This is a genomic window from Microcoleus sp. K1-B1, assembly GCF_036704705.1.
Classification (GTDB): Bacteria; Cyanobacteriota; Cyanobacteriia; order Cyanobacteriales; family Microcoleaceae; genus Microcoleus.
Map to the genome: position 1 here is coordinate 1 of NZ_JAUBSH010000036.1, position 21,980 is coordinate 21,980.

The following is a 21,980-nucleotide window of genomic DNA, read 5'->3' on the forward strand; positions in this document are numbered from 1 at the left end:
GATTTTGGCGTTGGGAATCAGCGCTACTGCCCTTGGACGCAATGTAAGACCAAAACGGTATGGACGCAAGTCTACTACTGTAGAGGCTGTTGCGGTTGAATTGGGAAGCCCGCGTTCTATCTGTACTCAGATGAACGTCGGGTAATTCACAGAGAAGCAAGACCGATGCAGAAATACCTCCTAAGAGTTTTGCGATCGCCCCTAGCTTCAGGTACGATTCTTGTTAATTATTGCGCTTCGCTCAGGAGAAAAAATTTATGCCAGATATGTCCGGTCAAGACCCCTCGGAAATTAAAATGGCGACGGTTCATGAAGAAGAAAAAGGCGCAACGTTTAACGGTACGGTCATCCTTGCTATCGATGTCGATGGTGCTGGGGAAGTCCTTTTCTTCAGAGACTTTTTGATTGAAGATTATAAAGGCGAACTTACCGCTTATCTGGCAACAGATGGCAATATAACGAAAAGCATTGATTTAGGCGAACTTAACCATAAGAGCGGCAGCTTTAAGCTGCCAATTCCGCTGGGGACGGATACATCACCCTACAATACAGTCGTGCTGCGCGACGAAAAAAGCAAGAAAAAAGTTGTGACGATCGAGCTGTAAAATTTGCAATTTAGCTCGTAGTTGGGCCAAACTCCTTAGCGCAGCCCTCGAAGAGGATCGCCCTCTTTTTCCTGAAGTACGCGCGAGCGAAGCTATCCCGTAGGGAATCGCTCTTAAATTAAGGTGCGTCACTTTCGATCGAACGGCGAAGTTTTGCGCTCGCTCGTAAAGTGATGCACCCTAATTTTTAAAATGGAATCGGATCGTAATCGGGATTTTCCGGTTCGTTAGAGGAACCCGACTGGCGATCGGACTCAGAATTTGAAGACTGATGCGAGTTCCAATCCGAACTAGACGTGCGATTAGGGCCGCTTGGAGCGCTATTAGAACTGCGGTTCCGCGAGCCTAAAGGTACTACATTGCTCGGCACATTAGCCGGGGCGGTGTCGCGAATTTGAGCCGGTTCGGGGGCGGTTCTAGCTGCGGGAGCCGAACTCATTGCATCAGCCCCGACACTGTAAATCCTTTGAGCTGTCAGTTCAGCGCGCTTTTCTTTAATACCATCTCTTTCGATCGTATTCATGCTCAGCCGTCCCTCAATAATCACGCGATCGCCCTCGTGATATTTTTCGTGAATTTCTTGAGCAAAATTGCCCCATCCTATCACTTTCAAATGTTCTGGCGGATCTTCTGGTTTTGGGCCAGGAAACTGCACCAACATCTCAGCGATTTGAAGTTGATTGTCAGGAGTATAACGTAGTTGCGGTTGTTGAATTATTTCCGCCATCAAAATGCAGCTATTCATCTGTTATCTGTGCGTAATTGGGAATGGGGCATCGGGAATGGGGGATCGGGAATGGGGCATCGGGGATTGGGAATTGGCCAAACGGGGAATTCGGGATTGAGAATTGAGCATGAACTTTCAAGTAAAAAGGTAAAACTTAAAATAACGCATTTTATTTTTTTACTTTTGCATTACCAATTCCCCATTGCCAATGCCCAATGCCCAATTCCCAATTCCCAATTCCCGATTACACGTTACCAAATTTATCTTGGAGAACCGCCGCCTCGGCTTGACTGACAAAATCGTGAACGAGGGCGCGGTACTCCTTCAACGTTTCAGATACCCAATCTCGATCCTCACTGTTGGCGAAGATATGAACGGTCGGTTCACTAGCATCGGGTAAAACTAATACCCAATTGTCGTCGCTGTAGTTAAAAATCTTCACTCCATCTAATAATTCTAAACGATCGGGCGAATGAGTTTCTACTAAATGTCGCATCAGCGAACCCTTGATAGTCCAAGGACAGCGGACGCTGTAACTGCGGTGGGTGATGCGGGGAAGTTCCGCCTTGATCTGTCCGAGCGATCGCTCCTGAATCGTCATCATTTCTATCACTTTAGCAATGCAGAACATTCCGTCAAATCCGGGATGCAACTGCGGGAAAATAAAACCCATAAGGCCGCTGCCGCCCAAAACCACATTCGGGTTCCTGTTAGCGGCTTCCATCAAAGCAGTTGGGTTCGCCTTCGTGCGGATTACCTTGCTTTGATAGCGTCGGGCGATCGCCTCCACCGCAGAAGACGCATGAACCGGCACTACTACTGTACCTTTGGGATGAGAAGTCAGCATCAAATTTACCATCAACGCCGTCAGCATTTCCCCACGAATCGCTATCCCAGACTCATCTACCAAAATGAGCTGTTCGCCGTTAGCCGATACCTGGACTCCAAAATTAGCGCTGAGTGCTTTCACCACCCGGCCGAGTTGGTCAAGCAAATATTCCCGTTCCCCGTTGCTTAGAGAAGTCTGCTTGAGACTGGCATTCAGTACCACCGCATCGCAGCCGAACTTGGCAAGCATTTGGGGCAAAATTGCTCCAGAAACCGCGTAAACGTAATCGATTACCACCTTAGTATTGCTGTAGCGTATTGCCTCAACATTCATCTGCCGCTCAAAAATGCGGTTGTAAACATCGAGAGCTTGGTTAAAGTACGTCATCTCTCCAATTTCGGGAATTAGAGCTCGCCGCAAATCTTCCTTAAAATAAGCCCCCTCGATTTTTTTCTCAGCTCCTTTAGTAATATTGATGCCTTTGATATCGAAGAATTCAATTAAAATGTGGTCGGAGCGATCGGGCGAAATGCGAACATGAATGCCGCCAGCAATGGATATCGTAGACGAAACCGTGCGCGCGATCGGAATTGCCGTCGATTCCAAATTGATCACATTAATTCCCACCGACATCAAACCCGCAATCAAAGACCTAGAAACCATCCGCGAAATGCTCCGCTGGTCACGAGAAACCGATACCGCAGTCCCCGGTTTCAAAGTCGAGCCATAAGCCGCGCCCAATTTCACTGCAAATTCCGGGGTAACATCCACGTTTGCCAGTCCTTGAACGCCACGCTGACCAAACAAATTCCGCTTAGCTTGTTCTCCCCAAATTAAATTTTGATTTAACAGAGCGCCGGATTCAATATTTTTGCTCGGCCAGACGCGCACACTCGGCCCCACTTGTGCTTCTTCTCCCACGATGGACATTGAACCGACGACAGCACCTTCGAGGACGTGAGCGCGCCTGTCTACACGGGTACTCCGGCAAATCACGCAGGCCCTAAGATGAGCGTCTTCACCGACAATTGCTCCGTTCCAGACGATGGGACGTTTGAGGTTGGCGTCGGCCCCGACTGTCACGTTATCTCCGATCACAGTACCTGCATCGATTTTAACTCGGGCTCCTATTCGGCAATTGTTGCCGATCATGGCCGGTACTTCGATGATCGCGCTATCGTCAATAAAAGTATTCTGACCTACCCAAAGTCCCGATCGAACTTCGTTGTAGTAGCTCAAATCCAGTTTGACCTTGGCCCGCAGCGCGTCGTACTGAGATTCCCGGTAAACATCTAGCTGGCCGACATCGCACCAGTAACCCTCGGCGATGTAGCCGTACATCGGCTCGTTTTTTTCCAGTAGCAGGGGAAACAAGTCTTTCGAGAAGTCGCACTCCTGATTTACCGGCAGGTAATCCAAGACTTCGGGTTCTAAAATATAAATGCCGGTATTGATAGTATCGGAGAAAATTTCGCTGCTAGAAGGCTTTTCCAGAAAGCGACTGATGCGGTAATTTTCCTCGGTAATGACGACGCCGAATTCCATCGGGTTGGGAACGCGAGTTAAAATTAACGTGGCTTTGGATTGCTGGCTGCGGTGAAATTTGATCGCTGCCGTTAAGTCGAAGTCTGTGATGCTGTCGCCGCTGATGACCAGAAAAGTGCGATCGAGCAGTTCAGCAATATTTTTGACGCAACCAGCCGTACCCAGCGGTTGGTCTTCCTCCACAGCGTAAGTCATTTGAACGCCAAACTCTGTCCCGTCAGTAAAATATTCGCGCATGACATCGGGAAGGTAGTGCAGCGTCGCAATAATTTCCGTAATCTGATGCCTTTTTAGCAAATTAATAATGTGTTCTGCGATCGGGCGATTCAGAATCGGCACCATCGGTTTGGGCAAATCGCACGTCAGGGGTCTGAGCCTCGTTCCCGATCCCCCAGCCATCAGCACTGCACGCATAAAATCCTCCTTGCTTAGAAAGCTCTCTACCGCTATTGTCCGCTAGAAAAAGTTTGCCTGCTGTAATTCGTCGGCCACCAGCAATCAGTTTTTACTTAAATATCTTCGAGTAGTCACACGTCTGGTAAATCCCGTTCGGCCAGGCCGTCCCCCAACAGCAACCGATTTCAACCGAATTAGAACTTGCGGCATCGCACCAATCCCCCGGTCGAGCTCGGATTTGTAGGGGATGTTGGCTAATACCAGTTAAAAAAAAGAATCCAACTGTAGGCCCGTGCTCGAAACCCTTATCTCATCAGTCATTCCCAATTCTTTAATTCTTCACTTATTCAATCTTATAAGTCCTCAGAACGATCGACTTTTGGCAGAAGTCCCTTCTGGCTTGCTCGGTGAAAGCTATTTCGGGGGTGTTATTTTTAAGTTTGTGGCCAGCGGGGATTTTGCAGTCTCTTTCTGAAGGTGGAATTACTACAGCTATCGGTGTGCCTTGGCGTCTGATAAATGATAGATTAAGGGTAGCGCTTTGACTAGCTGACCCAAAATCCTATCCATTGCTTAGGGGTTTTTTAAATGAGTACGTTAATTAGCTTGGCATTGCTGATCGCTTACGGTGGCGGTATTTGGAAATTTTGGAATGGTTTCGATCGCACTAACTTCGATCGAAGTTTTGTAAATCGCCTGAAGCTCTCGCTGCTCTGGCCCGCGTTAATTTTTAATAAGCCTTACCGCCAAAACTTTACAAAAGCTCTCAAAGCTTCTAAAAGGTAATTCAAGAATGTCTAAAAAGTCCGAACGCCCAGCAAGTACAAGCGAGCAAACTTGGTTTGCCAAAGGCAAATCAGATAGCTGGCAAGTTTTACTATCGCAGGTTGCTGCCCGGTTCGATCGCGAATACCGAGGAGAAGCTTTCGCTTTACCCGAAGAAGTCGAAGCAATGCCGATTTTCCTAGAATCTGTTGCAGGAACTCTCCAAGAAAAAACAGTTTCTCCCTTCTGGAAAATTGCCAAACCTCAAAAAAATCAGCGCTGTTTAGACATTGGCTGCGGAGTCAGCTTTCTGATCTACCCTTGGCGGGATTGGGAAGCATATTTTTACGGTCAAGAAATCAGCAGCGCAGCGCGAGACGCCTTAAACGCTCGCGGCCCTCAGCTCAATTCTAAGCTGTTCAAAGGCGTAGAATGGGCCCCCGCTCACCAGTTAAATTACGAAGAGGCTCAGTTCGATTTATGCCTCGCTACAGGCTTTAGCTGTTACTATCCCATAGACTATTGGAATATTGTCATGGGAGAAGTAAAGCGGGTACTAAAACCGGGCGGTCATTTTGTTTTTGATGTCCTCAACCCCAATGCTCCTTTAGCAGAAGATTGGGCAATTTTGGAAACTTATCGAGCCGGCGAAGTATTTTTAGAGACAATAGAAGATTGGGAAAAAATGATTAAAGCTGCGGGCGCTAAGGTAGTAAAAAAGCAAAGTGGCGACTTATTTCAAATGTATAAGGTTCAATACAATTGAGAGGTTAAGAGGAATAGGTAATTAACTTTGTAGTCAAAACTTCAATCGCCCAAAGCCTGGTCTGGCGGACGAAAAACAACTCCATTCTTAGTTGATAAAGTAGGGTGCGTCAGCAAGTAGAAATTAGTTTGAAAAGCAACAAATATTCAAGCTGATGCACCCTACTAACTACTAACTCACAAGAGTGAAACAAGCAGATTGGATATTACCTATTCCCAATTGCCAATTATCGATTCCCAATTACGGATGCCCATTTAATTTTCGGTAGAAGCAGGAGATGGCGCTGCTTCCGGCGATGGTGACGGCGACACTTCGGCAGCAGGAGATGGCGCTGCTTCCGGCGACGGTGACGGCGACACTTCGGCAGCAGGAGATGGCGACACTTCCGGGGCAGGAGATGGTGCAGCTTCGGGCTGCGGGGACTCTTCGGCGGCAGGAGATGGTGCGGCTTCGGGCTGCGGGGACTCTTCGGCGGCAGGAGATGGCGCTGCTTCGGGCTGCGGGGACTCTTCGGCGGGTTGCGGTTGAGGAGAAGGCGACTGTTCCGCGGCTGGTTTCGGTTCAGGCGAGGGCGACGGTTGAGCCGTGGGCTTGGGTGCGGGTGGCGATGGTTGGGCCCCTGGCTGCGGTTTGTTTGAGGGGGCCGGCGGCTTCTCAAACTGCGGTTTCACTTCAGTAGGCGCTGGGGAGGGCGGCTGGGCTGTTGGTCTGCTGGGCGCTGTGGGGGCGGGCGCTGGCTGCTGGCCTGGTGGGTTGGGCCTGGTTGGGGTGACAGGAATGCCACTACAAAGTTTTTCGTCGTACTTAAACTCGACAGCCAGTTGGTAAAGCTTGTGCGTGCTGGCTGCTTCAAATGTTAGAGAAGGGCTAATAATCGCAATTTTAGCCGCATTATCGAGAATAGCGTAACCCGTGGGGACGATCGGCTGTGGCTCGGCCTTGAGCAATCCTTGAGGGCTGACAACTGCTCCAAAAACTGCTCTTCCTTGGAGTTTTTGCGAACAAGCTGTTACGGGATAAGGGACGTTCACAGGAGTCGGGTTCGTCATTTCCAAGTCAGGATAAGCCTTTTTGAATTTATCAAACAAAGCAACATAGGTCTGTCCAGCCGCCAGCAGTGTCTCTCTGTCGGTGGGTAAGTTTGAACCCGGTTGTCCCGACTGTCCTAGCTGTCGCTGTCCCTCTTCAAATTGTTGTCTCCTGATTCTTTCTTCGGGAGTTTCTGCGATGAGATTCCTTTTATTGGGATCTTTTTGAGTCAATTTTGGTACTCCATCGGGTCCCACATTCCTGCCAATTGGGAATTCCGGGGTAAAGACTGGAGCTCCGTCTGGAAATAGTGGCAGTCCGCCTCTACTGGCTATGATCTTTTTGAGCGCCTCTGCTTCGTCTTCCGAGCCGCCGCCGGGAATCTGGGGCGCTTCTGGCAGCGATGGTGGTGGCGGGATATTGCGATCGAAATTACCAGGTAAAGGTGGGAAAAGGAAACCGCTGGGAGGTACGGGTGGGACGAAAGTGGGTATTGGCTGCGAGGGGGCTCTGACTGTTGGGGATGGAGTTTTGGGAGGTGGCGGGGCTATTGGGGCCGTGAAGGGCGGGAGAGGGGAAGGAGGGAGAGGGGAAAAGAATCCAGGAGGGGGCATTCCCGGCGGCATGGCGGGCAAGTTGATGGTATCGGGTGCGGGGGGCAAGGGCGGGGCTAACTTTGGCCCTGGCCGAAGGGGAACTGGTGCGATCGAAAATGGCGTAAATCGGGTATTAGACGGTTTCGGTGGTATGGTTTGTGGCAGGCGGCCGGCTTCTGCGGGAGTTAGTTCTACTAAGCCGACAGAACCGGGGATATTTTTTGAGGAATTTCCACCATAAAATATGTTTGAGAGCGTCGGGGCGGTTGCTCCGAGGACTCCGTGCAGGCCCACAGAAGCTAGGGCGGCCCACCAAAAAGGCTGGCGCAGGGGTTCGGAAAGGGTGTTTGCTAGGGAGGAAGAGTCAGTCATTTAAATTTTTGATTTTAGATTTTAGATTTTAGATTGGGGGATTGGGGGATTGTTAGATTTTAGATTTTAGATTGGGGGATTGAGTGATTGGGGGATTGGTAATTTATATTGTTGTGGTTGTGATTGAGTGTGAATTCGTTTGAATGAGGAGAGGTTGGGAATTCAAAGGTATAATTTTAGCACGGTCGGTATCGAAATTGCCCGATCGACTTTTATTAAGTTTTCGCGACCCTCACATCAAGCACTCAAGCGTAGAAACCGGGTTTTTTGGCGGGTTCAACGCTGTAATAGCAACCGCCAATAGGGTGAGGACGTTGTTAATTGCTGAAACCATTGTTTTTCTTGCCTAATGCCTTTGGCCGAATCCTATACGCGGTTTCTCAGTGATTGTTGAGAATGGTGAGCGGGGCGTCAGGCGGCCCGGACTGGGGCGAGCAAAAAAACAGACTGCACCGCTGCTATACCGTCTTTTTCCGGGATCTGGAGCGCCACTAATTTATTAAACACGATCGATCCGTTCGATCGACGCCTGTTTCCAATTCGGTTACACAACCGGATTCATCCGTGGAAGTAATTATTCAATCAATCCCAAATCCCAAATCCCAAATCCCAAATCGATGGATTCACCAGCGATAGCGGTAATTTTTAAAAGGAGCTCCCTCAATGGTGAGCAAGTCGATGGGATAAATTGGAGCGCCGCTTGCCATATATTGAAACATTTCTCGAACTTCCTCTCCCCGCAACGACAACTGGTCTAGTTCCTTGAGAGAATACCAGCCCGCGCACAAAGTATGCTCATCCGGCTTACTCTTGGGTGGCGTCTTATCTTGTGGACGTGCCACAAAAATGACTCGGAGGCGCACATTGCCCCTAGGCATCACTGTGTGTTCTACCCGGAGAATTCCCTCAACGATGATGGAAATGCCCGCTTCCTCAAGGGTATTACGCATAGCAGCTTCGAGCAAAGTTTCCCCTTTTTCCACTCGCCCTGCTGGGAGATACCACTGCTGCTCGTACTTGCGCTCTTGTACCAGTAGAAAACGGTCTTCTAAGTGAACGACAACTAGGGTAAAATACCATGTTTGAATCGGCTCGCGAGCCATAGAAGTAGATATTCCCTAAGCAAAAGGTTTAACGAGTGGCAGATGTTAGCAATCCAAAGGATGCTTCGGCAAGTGTCTTTTAACTTGAAAAACAGATCGTAGCACTCCGGCCGCAAAATCTAAAATCTAAAATCTAAAATCTAAAATTGACAATGCCCTTACCAACCGTGATTTTACCAGGATATTTTGCTGCTGCTTCCGACTATCGCGAATTAGAAAAGTCTCTGGTCGATCGAGGTTTCCCAACAGTAACAGTGCCTCTGGGCAAGGGAGATTGGTTGCCGACTTTTGGTGGGCGGTCGATGGTGCCAATTTTGCGACAGCTCGATCGCACTGTCAAACAAATGTTACAGCAATACGGCGTTCCCCAGATCAATCTCGTCGGTCATTCCGCCGGCGGCTGGATTTCTCGCATCTATTTGGGCGAAAAGCCTTACACGATTCACGGCGACGTGCTTGAGGACGCAGGTTTGTGGGAAGCTCACCCCTGTGTGAATACTTTAATCACTTTAGGCACGCCGCACGTCTCTCAAGAGCGCTGGACGCGCAAAAATCTAGATTTTGTGAAAATTCACTATCCGGGGGCTTTTCACCCGCAGGTGCGCTACGTGTGCGCTGCTGGGAAGGCTGTTTTTGGCAAGCGCGGTTTTGGGACTTGGCTGGCCTATAAAAGTTACGAGTTGACTGTGGGGAAGGGCGAAACTTGGGGAGATGGAATTACGCCGGTGGAAGCTGCTGTTTTGGACGGGGCAGAAAATCTGGTGTTGGAGGGGGTTTGGCATTCGCCTCGTTCTCCGGGGCAGTGGTACGGTTCGCCGGAGGTTTTGCCAACTTGGATTGGGTATTTGCGTTAGAAACGAACCGCAAAGACGCGAAGGAAGAAGCAGAAGGTTTAAGGGGCGTATTTAGTTATAATTTGATATTACGAGCGAGTTTAGTGCGGCAAAAATCGCCCCCACGATGTTATGTTTGCTTAAATTTTTATCGCTAACTGAATAGAGTGAAAAAATATTTTATGTGGCATCATCGGTAAGATTCAGAAGTCACGGCGAACCACACAATCAAATTCTACGTTGGCTGGGGTGGAATTGGGCGACAATGCTACTGTGCGCTTGGACGCAGATAACGAATTTCAGCCGGATGGTTTGTGGAGAATTGATGCCGGAGGTCGATCGCACATTAGGGATGATGATTATGTGCGATCGCACTAAACTGTTGCTTGAACAAGCATATCCTCTATTTGCCTAATTTGCTTCCAATCAATTACTGCAACCCACAGACTTTCCTCTTCTGAATATTGCACTACCCCATCGACTTCTAACTCTTCGTCATACAATGCTAGCAATTGACCATCTTCCAACTTAATATTTTGGCGACTCAAATCTTCAATCGTACCAACGCAATTTAGGCGAAGGCGACCTTGTTCATCCGCATTATGAAAATCTGCAAATATTCTGGGATATTTCATATTTTTAGTTGACTCAGGATGATTGTTGTGATGGATTAGGAATCGTTGGTGTCAGCAGCAGACTTGCTTGTTCTGGTGTTAAACCAGTTAATGTTGCATGATTTGGGCTTCGGCCAGAAGTACGGATGACATCTCCATCAGACGATCGAACCTCACCCACTGTCGTCACACCAACTTGTCCATGAGGGATTGTCACTGCTAACTCTGCTACAGATAATCCTACTGCAAATTCTACAGAAATTCCCGTGATGCCGCTGGGGTGAGTTGCCGTACTGCGTTTAATATCTTCTGGGCGATTGCGACCGCCACGAACTACTAAGGCCTCGTTTGGAATTCTTTCCACAAGTGTAGGCTGTTTGATTTAAGTACGCGCTATACTTTAGCAGAAATCTTTGTCCATAGGGCGATCGCACTTTATGATTGGTGAGGCGATCGCTCTCCGTGCAATCAGCGCACTTTGAAATGGTGGAAATGGATAAGATTGTGAGTGAAAAAAGAGGTTGGGTGACACCAGCGTCAACCCAACCTACAAAAAAAGGCGCTCGCACTAATGGAGAGCAGCAATCACACTTATTCCTTTTATACTAGGCGGACATATTCACGTAGTTGGGAACGTAGACCTTGAGTAATCATTGGAAAATTATTGATTTCTTGAATGATAGAACTCTCAGATCTGCCACTCTTCTTAAGCTCCTGAACTACAGCCTTTGCTAGAGTCTCAACCCCAACCTTTGCAATCATGCTTGAAACGCCTGCAATCAAGGTGAGAGCAAGTGCGCCACCAATCATGCCCAAAGGACCACCTAAAAAAGCTAACGAAGTTGTAATTGCTACGGCTCCTGCATAAGAAGAGGTTGCAACAAGCCCAACTAAGACTAAACCAGCAACTCCTAGACCCGCTAACTTATTGACTATCTCATCCATAATAATTAAGTGCTCCGCTAAACTTCAGATTAATTAGACATTCAAATTCAAACTGAACTAACTATCTTTACCCTTTACCTCCAAAAAGTTTATATATTCCGTATCCAACAGCAGCCGCCGCAGCAACAGGTGCAGCAGCAACTATGGCAGTACCAGCAATTGCACCTCCCCCGACAACGCCACCGATACCCGCAAGGGTGCCCATAATTGCAGCACCAGAAGCACCGCCAGCTACCGTTACAGCACCAGCACCAACTAGACCAGCAGCAGCCCCAATGTTTGTAGCTGTTCTTGCCGCTGCACGAGCATCATTCTCTTCCTCAGACAAGTTGGATTGCTCTTTGAACAAAGTTTCATTCATTATTTTTGCCCCCAGATAAGCAGGGCCTGCTGCTAATACCGCAGGAGCCGCCGCCATACCACCACCAACCACACCACCTGCCGCAGCTAGACCCGAAGTAATTCCTGCTCCTGAAGTTGCTGCAACAGTCAACCCTGTTGCAGCACTGGCAGCCGCACCTACCGCAGCACCAGTTTCTGCAACCGCTTTGACTGTTTTGACTGTATTTCCATTAATTCCCAGATTTTTTTCTACTACATTTTCTACCACTTCTTCACCTGCTTTACTGGCAAAATCTTCCCACTTCATGAATTAATTTATCCTTTTAATACTTGTTCCATTATCCTTAATAAATTCAAGGTTTTTCTAGCCCAAAAATGTTCTATTTTGCCACCACTTCTCCCTCGCTTTTACTTTAACTTTAATCTAAGTTTGTACAAAAATGTACGATAATGTACGAAAATGTTGGCAGTTGTGAGCTACAATACACAAAACTCTCGCATCTCCCTGCCAGATGAATCTTAAAGAAATGTTAAATGTCGCCGATCGCATAGTTTTCGAGAAAACAGGTCAGCACCTTGACGATTTACAAGCAGCGGTACTGCGGGGAACTCTACAACGCGAGACATACAAAGAAATAGCTAAAGATTTTAACTGTTCTGAAAGTCGCATCAGGGAAATCGGATCGGAATTATGGCAGATACTTTCAGAGGAGTTTGGGGAAAAAGTCAGTAAATCGAATTTTCGCTCCACAATGGAGAGGTTGCAAAACTCTAATGCTTTAAACTTTGCAAACAACGTGAGCAGTATTTTCAACATCTGTGCAGAAGCTAGACACCCGCCAAATATCCCAAACTCAAACCCACCAAATCAGGAAACATCTAACCCAAAACAAACCAAAACTCTACATCAAGATTTAAGCGAAATGCCAGAGTTGGGTGATTTCTTCGATCGCACTCCCGAACTCCACACCCTCACCACCTGGATTCTACAACAACGCTGTCGGCTCATCACCCTCACCGGCATCAGCGGTATCGGCAAAACCACCTTAGCAGTACAACTCGTACAACAAATTAAAAACGAGTTTGAGTACACAGTTTGGTACACCCTAGACGAATTCCCCACCCTAGAAAAATTTCAATCTAACCTAATACAGCTTTTTTCCCATTCTGGAAAACAAGATTCATCCCCAACAAACCAAAAACGCTTACCGCTGATTAAGTATTTGCAAAACCATCGCTGTTTAATCGTCTTAGATGACGTTCACAACCTTTTTTGTAGCGGAGAATTGGCAGGAAAATATAAACCAGAATACGAAGACTATCGCTCTTTATTCAAACAAATAGAAAAATTATCCCATCAAAGCTGCTTGATGTTAATCGGTTGGGAACAACCGAGAGAAGTGACTCAAGTTAAAAGCCAAAATACTTCTATTCGCACCTTACAAGTCAAAGGTTTAGACATCGCCGCCGGACGGGATATACTCAGAGATTATGGGTTAGAAGAAAGCGACAACATTGTAGCACTTATTCATCGCTACCAAGGCAATCCCCTATGGTTAAAAAGCGTGGCGAATCTGATTCAAGACTTGGGAGGCGGCGTGACAGAGTTATTACCAAATGATACCATATTGTTGCCAGAAGATTTGAAAGATGTTTTACAGCAGCAGTTCGATCGCCTATCGGAACTAGAAAAACAAGTAATCTCCTTGTTAGCCACAGAAAGCCAGCCAATCAACCGGGCAAAATTACTAGAAAATGAGATAATTCCGGCTTCAGATTTGCTAAATGCGCTGCAATCTCTATCGCGGCGCTGCTTGATAGAACAACAAGCAAATTTTTACACGATTTCACCTGTACTGAGGCAATATGCGATCGCCTCTGCGGTGTAATTGATATCTCTTAGCCTGCGGAGGCAGACTTAGTTTGTATACTAGCGGCGATTTCAATCGCCGAGTCAGTAAATACATAAAATCGCACAAACAAAAACCGGGCAACTTCAAAGCTACCCGGCAATCCAAACTTTAGACTTCAGACAAAACTAAAATCTAAAACCTAAAATTCTTAAACAGCTACAGTCTTCTTAGCAGAAGAGCTCAATTCGCCCTTAGCATACTTAGCTGCAAAATCATCCAAAGATACTTGCTTAATCTTTGTACCGTGACCGGCGCAACCGAAAGAATTATAGCGATCGCTACAAACCTTCTGCATATACTTGATCGACGGCTTCAAGAAGTGGCGGGGGTCAAACTCATCGGGCTTCGCAAACAAAGCTTCGCGCACCGCAGCGGTAATCGCCAAACGGTTGTCAGTATCGATATTGATCTTGCGAACGCCGCACTTGATACCCTTTTGGATTTCTTCCACAGGTACGCCGTAGGTTTCGCGGATTTTGCCACCGTTGCTGTTGATGATTTCCAGCAATTCTTGGGGCACAGAAGATGAACCGTGCATTACCAAGTGAGTATTCGGCAAGCGGCGGTGAATTTCTTCAATGCGGCTGATTGCCAAAATTTCGCCAGTCGGCTTGCGAGTGAACTTGTAAGCGCCGTGAGAAGTGCCGATCGCGACTGCTAGAGCATCAACGCCGGTTTGCTCAACGAAATCCACAGCTTGTTCAGGATCTGTCAGCAACTGATCGTGAGAAAGCGCACCTTCAAAACCGTGGCCATCTTCTGCTTCGCCCATCCCTGTTTCCAGAGAACCCAAGCAACCCAGTTCGCCTTCAACGCTAACGCCGATCGAATGAGCAACATTCACCACATCGCGAGTAACTTGAACGTTGTACTCGTAGCTAGCAGGAGTCTTAGCATCCGCTTCCAGAGAACCGTCCATCATGACGCTGGTGAAACCTTGGCGCATGGCAGAATAGCAAGTGCCGGGGGCATTGCCGTGGTCTTGGTGCATGGAAATGGGAATGTGAGGATAGGTTTCAACTGCTGCCAAAATCAAGTGGCGCAGAAAATTTTCGCCAGCGTAGGAGCGAGCGCCGCGAGAAGCTTGCAGAATCACGGGGCTGTTGGTTTCGTCAGCAGCGCGCATGATCGCTTGGATTTGCTCCATGTTGTTGACGTTGTAAGCCGGTAGGCCGTAACCATTTTCAGCCGCGTGGTCGAGCAGCAATCGCATAGGTACAAGCGCCATAGATATTCCTCCTAATTATTTGTGATTTTTGGGCAGTGAATTTTGGACAAGCTCAATTCTTACGATAATATTAAGACAATTTGCGACCGATCGCGCACTATCTTTCCAGATTTACTTAAAAGTTCAACAAACAAAATTTTGAGTTCCGAGCATTCAGCTCAAAACTCAAAATTCTTAACTCACAAATTTTTTATGGGTCGCCCGGGATTTGAACCCGAGACCAATCGGTTAAAAGCCGAATGCTCTACCGCTGAGCTAGCGACCCGCGAAAACATTGTTACCGCACACAATTTCTAATAGTAGCACCCCTCATTTGAAATAGCAAGTGTTTTTTAAATAAAATTTGCAGTCATGCGAACCAGCATCTCGCAAGTCGCGCCGGGGGGCAAATAAATCAAGTGTTCGCCAGTGTTTAGGGCATTTCGAGGAGCAGTCCAAGGTTCCAAACAGTAAAAATCCTTGCCCTTCACCATCCAGAAAACCAACTTCCCATAGCTGGAGTTGTAACTGAGGGTGAGCCGCAAGCCGCTCGCCGCGTCAGTGACAGTAGCAGCAAGACCAGTGAGTTCGTCAAAGGAAACATCAATTTCATCCAGCGTCTCGTCAAAAACCCCTGTGAAATAACCCTTTTGGTGGGTGTTCTGATCTCTGTACTGCATCCCCGGAATCTCAAAGCGGAGCTTAGATTTGTCCGTCGCCAAAAAGTAGGGATGCAAACCACTAGAAAACGGCATGGGTTCGTCAGACAGATTGGTGTATCGCTGAAAAATTTCCAAAGAATTGCCTTTAATCTGATAAGTGAAGGCTAGTTGGAAATCAAAGGGATAAACAGCCAGCGTCTTGTCGCAGCTATCGAGAATCAGCGTCAGAGCGGCGCAACCCTCCGTAACTTGTTCACCTATTGTCCAAGGCAAGTCTCGAGCAAAGCCGTGCTGTTTGAGCTTTCGCTCCACTCCCTTGTGCGTGTAAGTATTCTCAGGGAGATTGCTGCAGATGGGAAACAGGATGGGAATCCCGCCACGTACAGTTAGATCGGGATTGGCGAACCGTTCCGCGTCCAAATAGAAGATTTCTTTGCCTTCAACCAGCCAGCTAGTGGCAATACCGCCCCGTTCCGGCACAACTTCTAGAGTAGAGTTAGCCGTTTCGTCGGAGAGGATATAGGTTTTGTACTGCTTTTGCTTGAGCGCGATCGCAAACACATTTGTCATCGGTAGTAGGTCATTGATCATTGGTTGTCAGTAAATCGATCGTTAATAATTGGTCGCTAGTATGTTGATGTTCACCCATTACCGCCCCTATCCTCCCCCTGCTGCCTCGCTCCGGCCCCCACCGGCTAACCAATGCTCCTAGCTATAGGAGGCAGGGCGATCCGGTGATTGGAGCGGTTGCTGCGGGTAGCTGGAACGATCGCGGAGGCCGGCTGCTCTTTGAGTGCGACTTCAAAAGATACAGCCCGAGTTCGGGGAAGATAGCTTTGAGGACTCGGCACTGCTCCTTGACTGGGAGATGGGGGCGAAATAAACGGTTCTTTGATGAATGGCTCTTTTGTAAACGGCTCTGGTTCCCGGCTGGGATTTTGAGGTTGAGTGGGGTAGATGCGCGGCGGCAAATTTTGATTCGGAGGTGGGTTTGATTCAATTGCAGGCCCCGTCCCGTTCGGGAAAAATGAGGAGTTGTCCGGCTGTTGGGGCGCAGCCGGCAAAGCCGGCAAAATCAAACTAGGTTTGGGTTGTCCGGGGCCTTGCTGATTGCTTTCACCGGAGGTTCCCCCGGAACCTCGCCCCGGCTGGTATGTACCGCTCTTTGCTGCTCCTGGCAATGGAGAAGTTGGAGTTTTTGATGCCCCTCCTGGCTGGACTAGGGAATCGAGAACTACAGAAGAGCGCATCGGTCGATCGAAAATACTAGAAATTTGCTCGATGCGTTTGAGGATACGATCTGCTGCGGCTCCCTTCACCACCTTCGGCTGAAACTTTTTCACCTCCACAGGCAGAAACTCTACCTTCATATTCCTGTCTTTGAGCGATACTTTCAGGACTGCGGTATCGTAATCCCTGCGAGCATTCCCGCCGAATATAAAATTACCCAGCGAGTAAACTATCGGGCGGCCCTTGTAAATTTCTGCACCTTGCAGTACCTGGGGATGGTGTCCCACTACCAAATCAGCTCCTTGGTCGATCGTGAACCGAGCCAAATCAATCTGCCAGTCCCCTGGATAATCTGCCAATTCGACTCCCCAGTGGTAATTAACAATAATCCAGTCTACCTGACCCCTAAGAGCTCGAATATCCTCGGCCACGCGATTGTTGCGGCGGGGGTTAATGCCGGCTTTCCCTTGGTCGGCGACGTTAAGCTCGGCATCGTAATAACCGAGGTAGGCAATCCGCTGACCCTTAACTTCAATAATATCTGGACGCCTCGCTTCTTTAATATCTCTGCCGACTCCCAGGTGTTGAATCCCACTATTATCTAGAGTATTCATAGTCTCCACCAGCCCCGGTTCCTCGTAATCCATAGCGCGGCTATTTGCCAGATTGACAATATCCACTCCTCCGGCTGTTAATACTTTCACCGATTCTGGATCGGCTTTAAAATTTAATTGTTTTTTGGCAGAGCCCAATGTAGAGCGAGTCAGAGAGTTTTCTAAGTTAACCATCGCCACATCTGCTTGCCGGTACTCGTCCATATTGGCGAAAGCCCATTGGTGATCGTTGGCAGCAGATGCTCCGAGCGCATCCGATAGATTCACATTTCCTCCGAACATCAGCGTTACTGTTGGGTCGTAAGGATTAGCAACTTGCTTTTGCTGAACTACTGGTACCACTTCTAAGGCCGCTTGCACCGTATCCGCACGTTTTGGAGGCGGCCCCGAAATTACAGCAGCTTGCTGGTAGCCGGATACTTGAGAGCCTAACTGCATGGTCACAGCCTCGTGGTAGCTGACCCAACACCCTAAAATAAATGAGGCAAGTGCCGATCCCACTAGCAGCAGAGAACGATACGTTTTAAATTTAACCCAATCGACGACTGGTAGGGAACGGTAACGCCGCCGCTGGCGGTTTGCCGGAGTGACAATTCGCACTGACTGTTTCCAGAGAATGTCTGCATCCCCAGCCAAGCGCGCGTGAATTCGCACTCCTTCTACTGCTGGCGAGTTGAGTCTCCAGAGTTGGTGGCAAATAAATTTGACTAAGCCTTCCCGGAGAGTGCTCCCGAGTAATGTAGTCTCTGGCGCAAATTCGCGCTGGAATTCTACGAGGATTTGGACGCAGCCGGCCTGAGCCTGTTCGACGCGGGCATAAATCCCTTCGGGGCGCAGCAAGCTGTCAATCCAGTAATTGAGGGCTTGAAAGTTGCCCGATCGCGCTAGCTCCAAGATAGACGGCTGCGACCAATTTTCTGCGTACACCATCAATTAGCCTCCTTAATACGCACGAGCGATGACTCCAATTTGTTTTGAACGGAACCGCAATTCTTTTAGCTTAACCGCCACAGGTTCCGCTGCCCGTTTTGAAGCTAGTTGTTGGCCGCCACCATTTTCTACATTTAGGGGCTGCCTGCTGTCAGTGATTTTTATCACACTCCAGTCAATCGATTTTAGATTTTAGATTTTAGATTTTAGGTTTTAGGTTTTAGATTGAGGAAAGAGGCGGTACTGTGGGCGATCGAACAAAAGTCGAAACCAGAGGTTTCTGGGGGACTTGAGGCAGAAGAGAGGGAGATTTCTGAGGCAGAGTCTGTTTTTATTGTCGCTGTTTGAGTGTCGCTTTAGAGCTTTGGCTTTGAGATTTGAGATTTGAGATTGAGCCTTGACGGCGTTAGTGGGCGATCGAACAATCGATCAATCGATTTTAAATTTTAGATTTTAGATTTTAGATTGAGTTCAGAGGGGGTACTGGGGGCTAGGAATAACCTCTAAACAAGAGGTTTGTAGAGGAATTGAGACATAAGAAAGCGAGATTTTAGAGGCAGAGTCTGTTTTTATTGTCGCTGTTTGATTGTCGCTTTAGAGCTTTCGCTTCGAGATTTGAGATTGGAGATTGAGCCTTGACGGCGTTAGTGGGCGATCGAACAAACGTCGAAGCCAGAGGTCTCTGGGGGACTTGAGGCACAAGAGAGCGAGATTTTAGAGGCAGAGTCTGTTGTTATTGTCGCTGTTAATCGCGTGCTGTCCTCAAGTCCTAATGCTTCGATCTATGCTGGCAAATGCCTCTCACGAGGGATGCCACTGGCTGCAGAACCTGTAATTGGATAAATGGCGTACTAGATAGATTTGGTGGTAAAATCAAATTTGGTAACTCCCATCGGTACCAAAGTTGCGGAAAACGTGAAACTGGCCAGTCCATACGGCTGTGCCTTCCGATGTAAAACCCAAAGTACGTTACGGTAAACAGACCATATTTTAAGCAAGTTACACTGCGCAGGAGAACTGACAAATGCTACAGCGCAAAATCTATCAACTCTGTTGTGATGGTCGTGAGGTTTCTATTTTTCTTCGAGATCAGCAACGTTGGATAGAGCGCGCTCGTATCCTAGATATTGAAGGGGATCTAGTCACGCTGCGCTACGAAACCGACGAAGAAGACGAAATCAGCTCCTGGGAAGAAATGGTGCGTCTTGAAAGTATTGGAGCTGTATCCCAGAAGTTGGCTTCGGTATCCCGAACTAACTGCGAACCCCTAGTTTCTGACGATTGTCCCGAAGCCGAACAAATTCGCAATCACTACCCGGACTCGAATTTGGAATAGTTTTGAGCTCGCGCTTGAGGCACAAGGAAAACTTGGGGGAAAAGAAAACGACTTTTCTCCCTTTTTTGTGGAGAAATTATGCAAAAAACTCGGTTTAGGCCAAACATATTATGGGTTGTGACCACATAAGCTATTTTGCCTTTAAATTTAAGCTTGAGGGCGGAATCTCCTGCCCAACCCCTACTGCCCACAACAGCGTAAGTACACCGTAGTTTAAAAATTTAATAGGCGACAGCTTACCCCTGCTGAAACCGGGTTTTTTGTCTGGACTCGTCCAGGACTGTTCTTTTGTTTTCTTTGCCTGCGGAGTGGTTTCGAGGTGCCCGACAGCTTATTCGTCGTCTGTTTCCCCATCTAGGAAAAGTTCGGACTCCGGTATCGCTTTAAACACCGGACAGAAACCGTCGGGGGTTACTTTAAAGCCAAACAAAGCACTGGACTGGTTCCAACAGCGCTGGCTGCGGTAGTGCTGGCAATTGCCGCAGCATTCGAGGTTGGTCTGAACGGCGCTGCCTTGAAAAAGGAGTTCCCGCTGGGAGATGCCCCGCAGTACCAGTTCTTCGCCTTGCCAGCGCGCTTCTACCAAACCGGTATCGGCAAAATTGGCCCACCGAGGATCGGCTGTAATCGGACTCGGCAAGCTAATTGCTACCTCTGTCCCCAATTCGCTGAGTTCTCCCTCATAGTTAGTTTCTGGGATAGCGGGCTGCAAAAACATTTCCCCGATCGGCAATTCGACAAGTGTTCCGGCCGCCGGAGTGTGCAACTGGTAGCGGTTTCGCAGCTCGTCCAAGTTAGCCAAGTCAGCCAAATATGCAGGGGAACCGTGGACTAAAATTACGTGCTGGGGACGCAAATTGTGGATGAGTTGGGTCGTTCCGGGCCCGTCGCAGTGTTCGGCTAGCAGATAAGTTTCGACACTTGTGACTCCAAATTGGGGCCTGTTGCCCAGCCAGTCGGTGACGGGATATCCTGGTTTTTGAGGGGCGAGCAAAATCCAAGGATGTGTGCCATCGGCAACATACAAAGCCAAATCAGCTAACTTGTCTGTAATTACAATACAGGGCGTGGCTCCCAATCCGGGGCGTTGTTCGGGATACAGCCGGCGGACGCGGGGTTTCACCCTTTCGTCCCAAAACAAAGGTTGGTGCAGAGCAAAATTTTGGACGGCGGTGGGAAATTGGGGTAACAGTTCCAGATAAGCGTCGCACCCGTCGGCGACAGTGCCGTCCACCCAAATATCCAAGTCGCGGCCAGTAAAGTAGTGGTGACTGCGGAGCAGCATCAGCATTTCTTGGCCCAAACCAAGGGCCGGCGCGGGCAGCAGTACCGAGTACCCGTCGGCGATGGCGCGGTGGATGCGATCGGCTAACTGATTTTCTAGTTGTCGGCGGTGAGGGTGGCGCGCCGTGCCGTAACTGCCTTCCAAAATTAACACATCCGGCTTCATGCCCCTGAGTTCTCCCAGGGGCAAACCTTCCACCAAACGAGAATTGGACAGGAAAAAGTCGCCGGTGTAAACCACTGTGTAGGTGCGGTGCGGGGCGGCATAAGTCAGCAGCACAGTCGCCGCTCCGGGCAAATGACCCGACGGGAACAACTGCACGCTCAGTCCAGGGCGCACTTCGAGCGGCGACTGCCAGGGCAGTCCCTGACAGAACCGGGACTCTGGCTGCTGAGCCAGTTCTGGCCAGTTGAGCGGTAGCAGTCGCGCTGTCACTTCGCTGGCGTAAATTGGCAAGTGGGGGAAAGATTGATGGAGTGCTAGCAAACCTCTGGCATGATCAGAGTGGGCGTGGGTACACACCACAAAATCGGCTGGCAGCGATCGATTTAGTGTCGCTGACAGCGGTGCAATATCGTCTATACCGCAGTCGAGTAAAATGCGGTGCGGCCCCATTCGGACTAGCAGACAGACCCCTTCCTGTGCGTGGCCTGCGCCGTAAGGTAAACAATCGAGATCCATCACTGCGGTTAGCTCCCTGCTTTGCACGCAACTTGCAGTATCGCCACATTTAAACATTGGTTGCGACTGCATTCATTCGATCGAGTTCAGTCTCGGACGCTGAAACCAGGTTTGATGGACAAAAACACTTTGTTGCCGCCCTCGCTCCCGGTTAAAAAACCCGGTTTATCAAAGTTCTGGTGCGTAAGCCCTAGAGCTTAATGTTTGCTAGAAGGCTCCGGCGATCGTGCAAGGAAAGTAATTGCACTTAAGATTTGATGCAGCGCCCAGAAAGCGATTTTCCGAAGGCCTTGGCCGGACGGGCATTCGGCCTTGGACAAAGTTCAGGCTACTGGTTCTTGCATCAAAAGTTACATTTTATTGCACCATGTAAGAGCAGCGAGCTCGATCTCATATTCTGAGTTTTAAACCTTTTTCCACCATTTGCGCCTGCTAAAAGGTAATCTTTTTTATGAGAAGATTTTAATTCAGATGACCAAACATCTTGATAAAACTTTACAATTCTTCATTTTTAGGGTTTGGAGGGTCGTGTATAGTCCAATCTGAAAAACGGAGAACCAGCATCGTGCTAGCTAACAGCTTTTGTCAGGGCAGAGAGAGACTTTATGAGCTTGCTCGGTTTCTTTGTAAAAGTTTGATACATTCTTCTAAGCAA

Annotated in this window: 20 protein-coding genes and 1 tRNA gene; 7 read left to right on the top strand and 14 right to left on the bottom strand. The window is 48.5% G+C overall.

The window, feature by feature from the left end; all coding sequences use genetic code 11:
• The first annotated feature begins 257 nt into the window (after nt 1-257).
• Nucleotides 258-605: a hypothetical protein gene (locus QUA83_RS15190; protein WP_333148419.1), complete on the top strand. Its 348-nt coding sequence runs from the start codon at nt 258-260 to the stop codon at nt 603-605.
• A gap of 187 nt (nt 606-792) precedes the next feature.
• Here QUA83_RS15190 and QUA83_RS15195 read toward each other — a convergent pair whose 3' ends face one another.
• Complete coding sequence (locus QUA83_RS15195) at nt 793-1,350, bottom strand: single-stranded DNA-binding protein (RefSeq protein WP_333152004.1); 558 nt, start codon at nt 1,348-1,350, stop codon at nt 793-795.
• Nucleotides 1,351-1,576: 226 nt separating this feature from the next.
• On the bottom strand, nt 1,577-4,120 hold the full coding sequence (locus QUA83_RS15200) for a mannose-1-phosphate guanyltransferase (protein ID WP_333293961.1): 2,544 nt from the start codon (nt 4,118-4,120) through the stop codon (nt 1,577-1,579).
• A gap of 570 nt (nt 4,121-4,690) precedes the next feature.
• Between QUA83_RS15200 and QUA83_RS15205 the strand changes: the two genes are divergently transcribed.
• Nucleotides 4,691-4,888 (top strand): hypothetical protein, encoded by a 198-nt coding sequence (locus QUA83_RS15205; protein WP_333293962.1) that lies wholly within the window; start codon nt 4,691-4,693, stop codon nt 4,886-4,888.
• A gap of 7 nt (nt 4,889-4,895) precedes the next feature.
• Nucleotides 4,896-5,633, top strand: a complete 738-nt coding sequence (locus QUA83_RS15210; protein WP_333293964.1) for a class I SAM-dependent methyltransferase — start codon at nt 4,896-4,898, stop codon at nt 5,631-5,633.
• 254 nt (nt 5,634-5,887) lie between these two features.
• Here QUA83_RS15210 and QUA83_RS15215 read toward each other — a convergent pair whose 3' ends face one another.
• Together QUA83_RS15215 and QUA83_RS15220 are read right to left on the bottom strand one after the other, a co-directional pair.
• On the bottom strand, nt 5,888-7,630 hold the full coding sequence (locus QUA83_RS15215) for a hypothetical protein (protein ID WP_333293966.1): 1,743 nt from the start codon (nt 7,628-7,630) through the stop codon (nt 5,888-5,890).
• A 623-nt stretch (nt 7,631-8,253) separates the two neighbouring features.
• Nucleotides 8,254-8,733: an NUDIX domain-containing protein gene (locus QUA83_RS15220; RefSeq protein WP_006633478.1), complete on the bottom strand. Its 480-nt coding sequence runs from the start codon at nt 8,731-8,733 to the stop codon at nt 8,254-8,256.
• Nucleotides 8,734-8,885: 152 nt separating this feature from the next.
• On the opposite strand from QUA83_RS15220, the gene QUA83_RS15225 reads away from it, so the two are divergent.
• On the top strand, nt 8,886-9,587 hold the full coding sequence (locus QUA83_RS15225) for an alpha/beta fold hydrolase (RefSeq protein ID WP_333293967.1): 702 nt from the start codon (nt 8,886-8,888) through the stop codon (nt 9,585-9,587).
• Between the two features lie 219 nt (nt 9,588-9,806).
• Nucleotides 9,807-9,944: a hypothetical protein gene (locus QUA83_RS15230; protein WP_333293969.1), complete on the top strand. Its 138-nt coding sequence runs from the start codon at nt 9,807-9,809 to the stop codon at nt 9,942-9,944.
• On the opposite strand, the gene QUA83_RS15235 is transcribed toward QUA83_RS15230, so the two are convergent.
• The 4 genes from QUA83_RS15235 to QUA83_RS15250 all read right to left on the bottom strand — a co-directional run bounded on the left by QUA83_RS15235 (nt 9,941) and on the right by QUA83_RS15250 (nt 11,774).
• Nucleotides 9,941-10,201, bottom strand: coding sequence for a hypothetical protein (locus QUA83_RS15235; protein ID WP_333293971.1), 261 nt, complete (start codon nt 10,199-10,201; stop codon nt 9,941-9,943). The two genes, QUA83_RS15230 and QUA83_RS15235, sit on opposite strands and share 4 nt — an antisense overlap.
• A 13-nt stretch (nt 10,202-10,214) precedes the next feature.
• Nucleotides 10,215-10,544 (bottom strand): flavoredoxin, encoded by a 330-nt coding sequence (locus QUA83_RS15240; RefSeq protein WP_333293972.1) that lies wholly within the window; start codon nt 10,542-10,544, stop codon nt 10,215-10,217.
• A gap of 236 nt (nt 10,545-10,780) precedes the next feature.
• Nucleotides 10,781-11,125, bottom strand: coding sequence for a hypothetical protein (locus QUA83_RS15245; RefSeq protein ID WP_333208846.1), 345 nt, complete (start codon nt 11,123-11,125; stop codon nt 10,781-10,783).
• A 67-nt stretch (nt 11,126-11,192) separates the two neighbouring features.
• A complete protein-coding gene (locus QUA83_RS15250) occupies nt 11,193-11,774 on the bottom strand; it encodes an RNA polymerase subunit sigma-24 (protein WP_333293973.1) in 582 nt (193 codons plus the stop codon).
• A gap of 205 nt (nt 11,775-11,979) precedes the next feature.
• On the opposite strand from QUA83_RS15250, the gene QUA83_RS15255 reads away from it, so the two are divergent.
• A complete protein-coding gene (locus QUA83_RS15255; protein ID WP_333293974.1) occupies nt 11,980-13,356 on the top strand; it encodes an NB-ARC domain-containing protein in 1,377 nt (458 codons plus the stop codon).
• A gap of 172 nt (nt 13,357-13,528) precedes the next feature.
• On the opposite strand, the gene fba is transcribed toward QUA83_RS15255, so the two are convergent.
• The 5 genes from fba to QUA83_RS15280 form a co-directional block, all read right to left on the bottom strand.
• Nucleotides 13,529-14,608, bottom strand: coding sequence for a class II fructose-bisphosphate aldolase (gene fba / locus QUA83_RS15260; protein WP_006633469.1), 1,080 nt, complete (start codon nt 14,606-14,608; stop codon nt 13,529-13,531).
• Nucleotides 14,609-14,801: 193 nt separating this feature from the next.
• Nucleotides 14,802-14,873: transfer RNA gene (locus QUA83_RS15265), tRNA-Lys, on the bottom strand.
• 67 nt (nt 14,874-14,940) lie between these two features.
• Nucleotides 14,941-15,810 (bottom strand): aldose epimerase family protein, encoded by an 870-nt coding sequence (locus QUA83_RS15270; RefSeq protein WP_445301780.1) that lies wholly within the window; start codon nt 15,808-15,810, stop codon nt 14,941-14,943.
• Between the two features lie 134 nt (nt 15,811-15,944).
• Nucleotides 15,945-18,023 carry a CapA family protein gene (locus QUA83_RS15275; protein ID WP_333293977.1) on the bottom strand — a complete coding sequence of 693 codons (2,079 nt, stop codon included), beginning with the start codon at nt 18,021-18,023 and terminating at the stop codon, nt 15,945-15,947.
• A gap of 12 nt (nt 18,024-18,035) precedes the next feature.
• Nucleotides 18,036-18,191, bottom strand: coding sequence for a hypothetical protein (locus QUA83_RS15280; protein WP_158307982.1), 156 nt, complete (start codon nt 18,189-18,191; stop codon nt 18,036-18,038).
• A gap of 856 nt (nt 18,192-19,047) precedes the next feature.
• Between QUA83_RS15280 and QUA83_RS15285 the strand changes: the two genes are divergently transcribed.
• Nucleotides 19,048-19,359: a DUF6679 family protein gene (locus QUA83_RS15285; protein ID WP_006633466.1), complete on the top strand. Its 312-nt coding sequence runs from the start codon at nt 19,048-19,050 to the stop codon at nt 19,357-19,359.
• Between the two features lie 331 nt (nt 19,360-19,690).
• On the opposite strand, the gene QUA83_RS15290 is transcribed toward QUA83_RS15285, so the two are convergent.
• The gene (locus QUA83_RS15290) at nt 19,691-21,325 is read right to left on the bottom strand and encodes an MBL fold metallo-hydrolase (protein WP_333294013.1); all 1,635 of its coding nucleotides are present in this window, start codon (nt 21,323-21,325) and stop codon (nt 19,691-19,693) included.
• Nucleotides 21,326-21,980 lie beyond the last annotated feature (655 nt).

Bases quoted from the DNA above. Each gene is read 5' to 3' on its own strand.
- QUA83_RS15200 (WP_333293961.1), bottom strand. From the start codon at position 4,120: ATGCGTGCAGTGCTGATGGCTGGGGGATCGGGAACGAGGCTCAGACCC.
- QUA83_RS15220 (WP_006633478.1), bottom strand. From the start codon at position 8,733: ATGGCTCGCGAGCCGATTCAAACATGGTATTTTACCCTAGTTGTCGTT.
- QUA83_RS15255 (WP_333293974.1), top strand. From the start codon at position 11,980: ATGAATCTTAAAGAAATGTTAAATGTCGCCGATCGCATAGTTTTCGAG.
- QUA83_RS15285 (WP_006633466.1), top strand. From the start codon at position 19,048: ATGCTACAGCGCAAAATCTATCAACTCTGTTGTGATGGTCGTGAGGTT.
- QUA83_RS15245 (WP_333208846.1), bottom strand. From the start codon at position 11,125: ATGGATGAGATAGTCAATAAGTTAGCGGGTCTAGGAGTTGCTGGTTTA.
- QUA83_RS15190 (WP_333148419.1), top strand. From the start codon at position 258: ATGCCAGATATGTCCGGTCAAGACCCCTCGGAAATTAAAATGGCGACG.
- QUA83_RS15235 (WP_333293971.1), bottom strand. From the start codon at position 10,201: ATGAAATATCCCAGAATATTTGCAGATTTTCATAATGCGGATGAACAA.
- QUA83_RS15195 (WP_333152004.1), bottom strand. From the start codon at position 1,350: ATGAATAGCTGCATTTTGATGGCGGAAATAATTCAACAACCGCAACTA.
- QUA83_RS15215 (WP_333293966.1), bottom strand. From the start codon at position 7,630: ATGACTGACTCTTCCTCCCTAGCAAACACCCTTTCCGAACCCCTGCGC.
- QUA83_RS15290 (WP_333294013.1), bottom strand. From the start codon at position 21,325: ATGGATCTCGATTGTTTACCTTACGGCGCAGGCCACGCACAGGAAGGG.
- QUA83_RS15210 (WP_333293964.1), top strand. From the start codon at position 4,896: ATGTCTAAAAAGTCCGAACGCCCAGCAAGTACAAGCGAGCAAACTTGG.
- QUA83_RS15205 (WP_333293962.1), top strand. From the start codon at position 4,691: ATGAGTACGTTAATTAGCTTGGCATTGCTGATCGCTTACGGTGGCGGT.
- QUA83_RS15250 (WP_333293973.1), bottom strand. From the start codon at position 11,774: ATGAAGTGGGAAGATTTTGCCAGTAAAGCAGGTGAAGAAGTGGTAGAA.
- fba (WP_006633469.1), bottom strand. From the start codon at position 14,608: ATGGCGCTTGTACCTATGCGATTGCTGCTCGACCACGCGGCTGAAAAT.
- QUA83_RS15275 (WP_333293977.1), bottom strand. From the start codon at position 18,023: ATGGTGTACGCAGAAAATTGGTCGCAGCCGTCTATCTTGGAGCTAGCG.
- QUA83_RS15225 (WP_333293967.1), top strand. From the start codon at position 8,886: ATGCCCTTACCAACCGTGATTTTACCAGGATATTTTGCTGCTGCTTCC.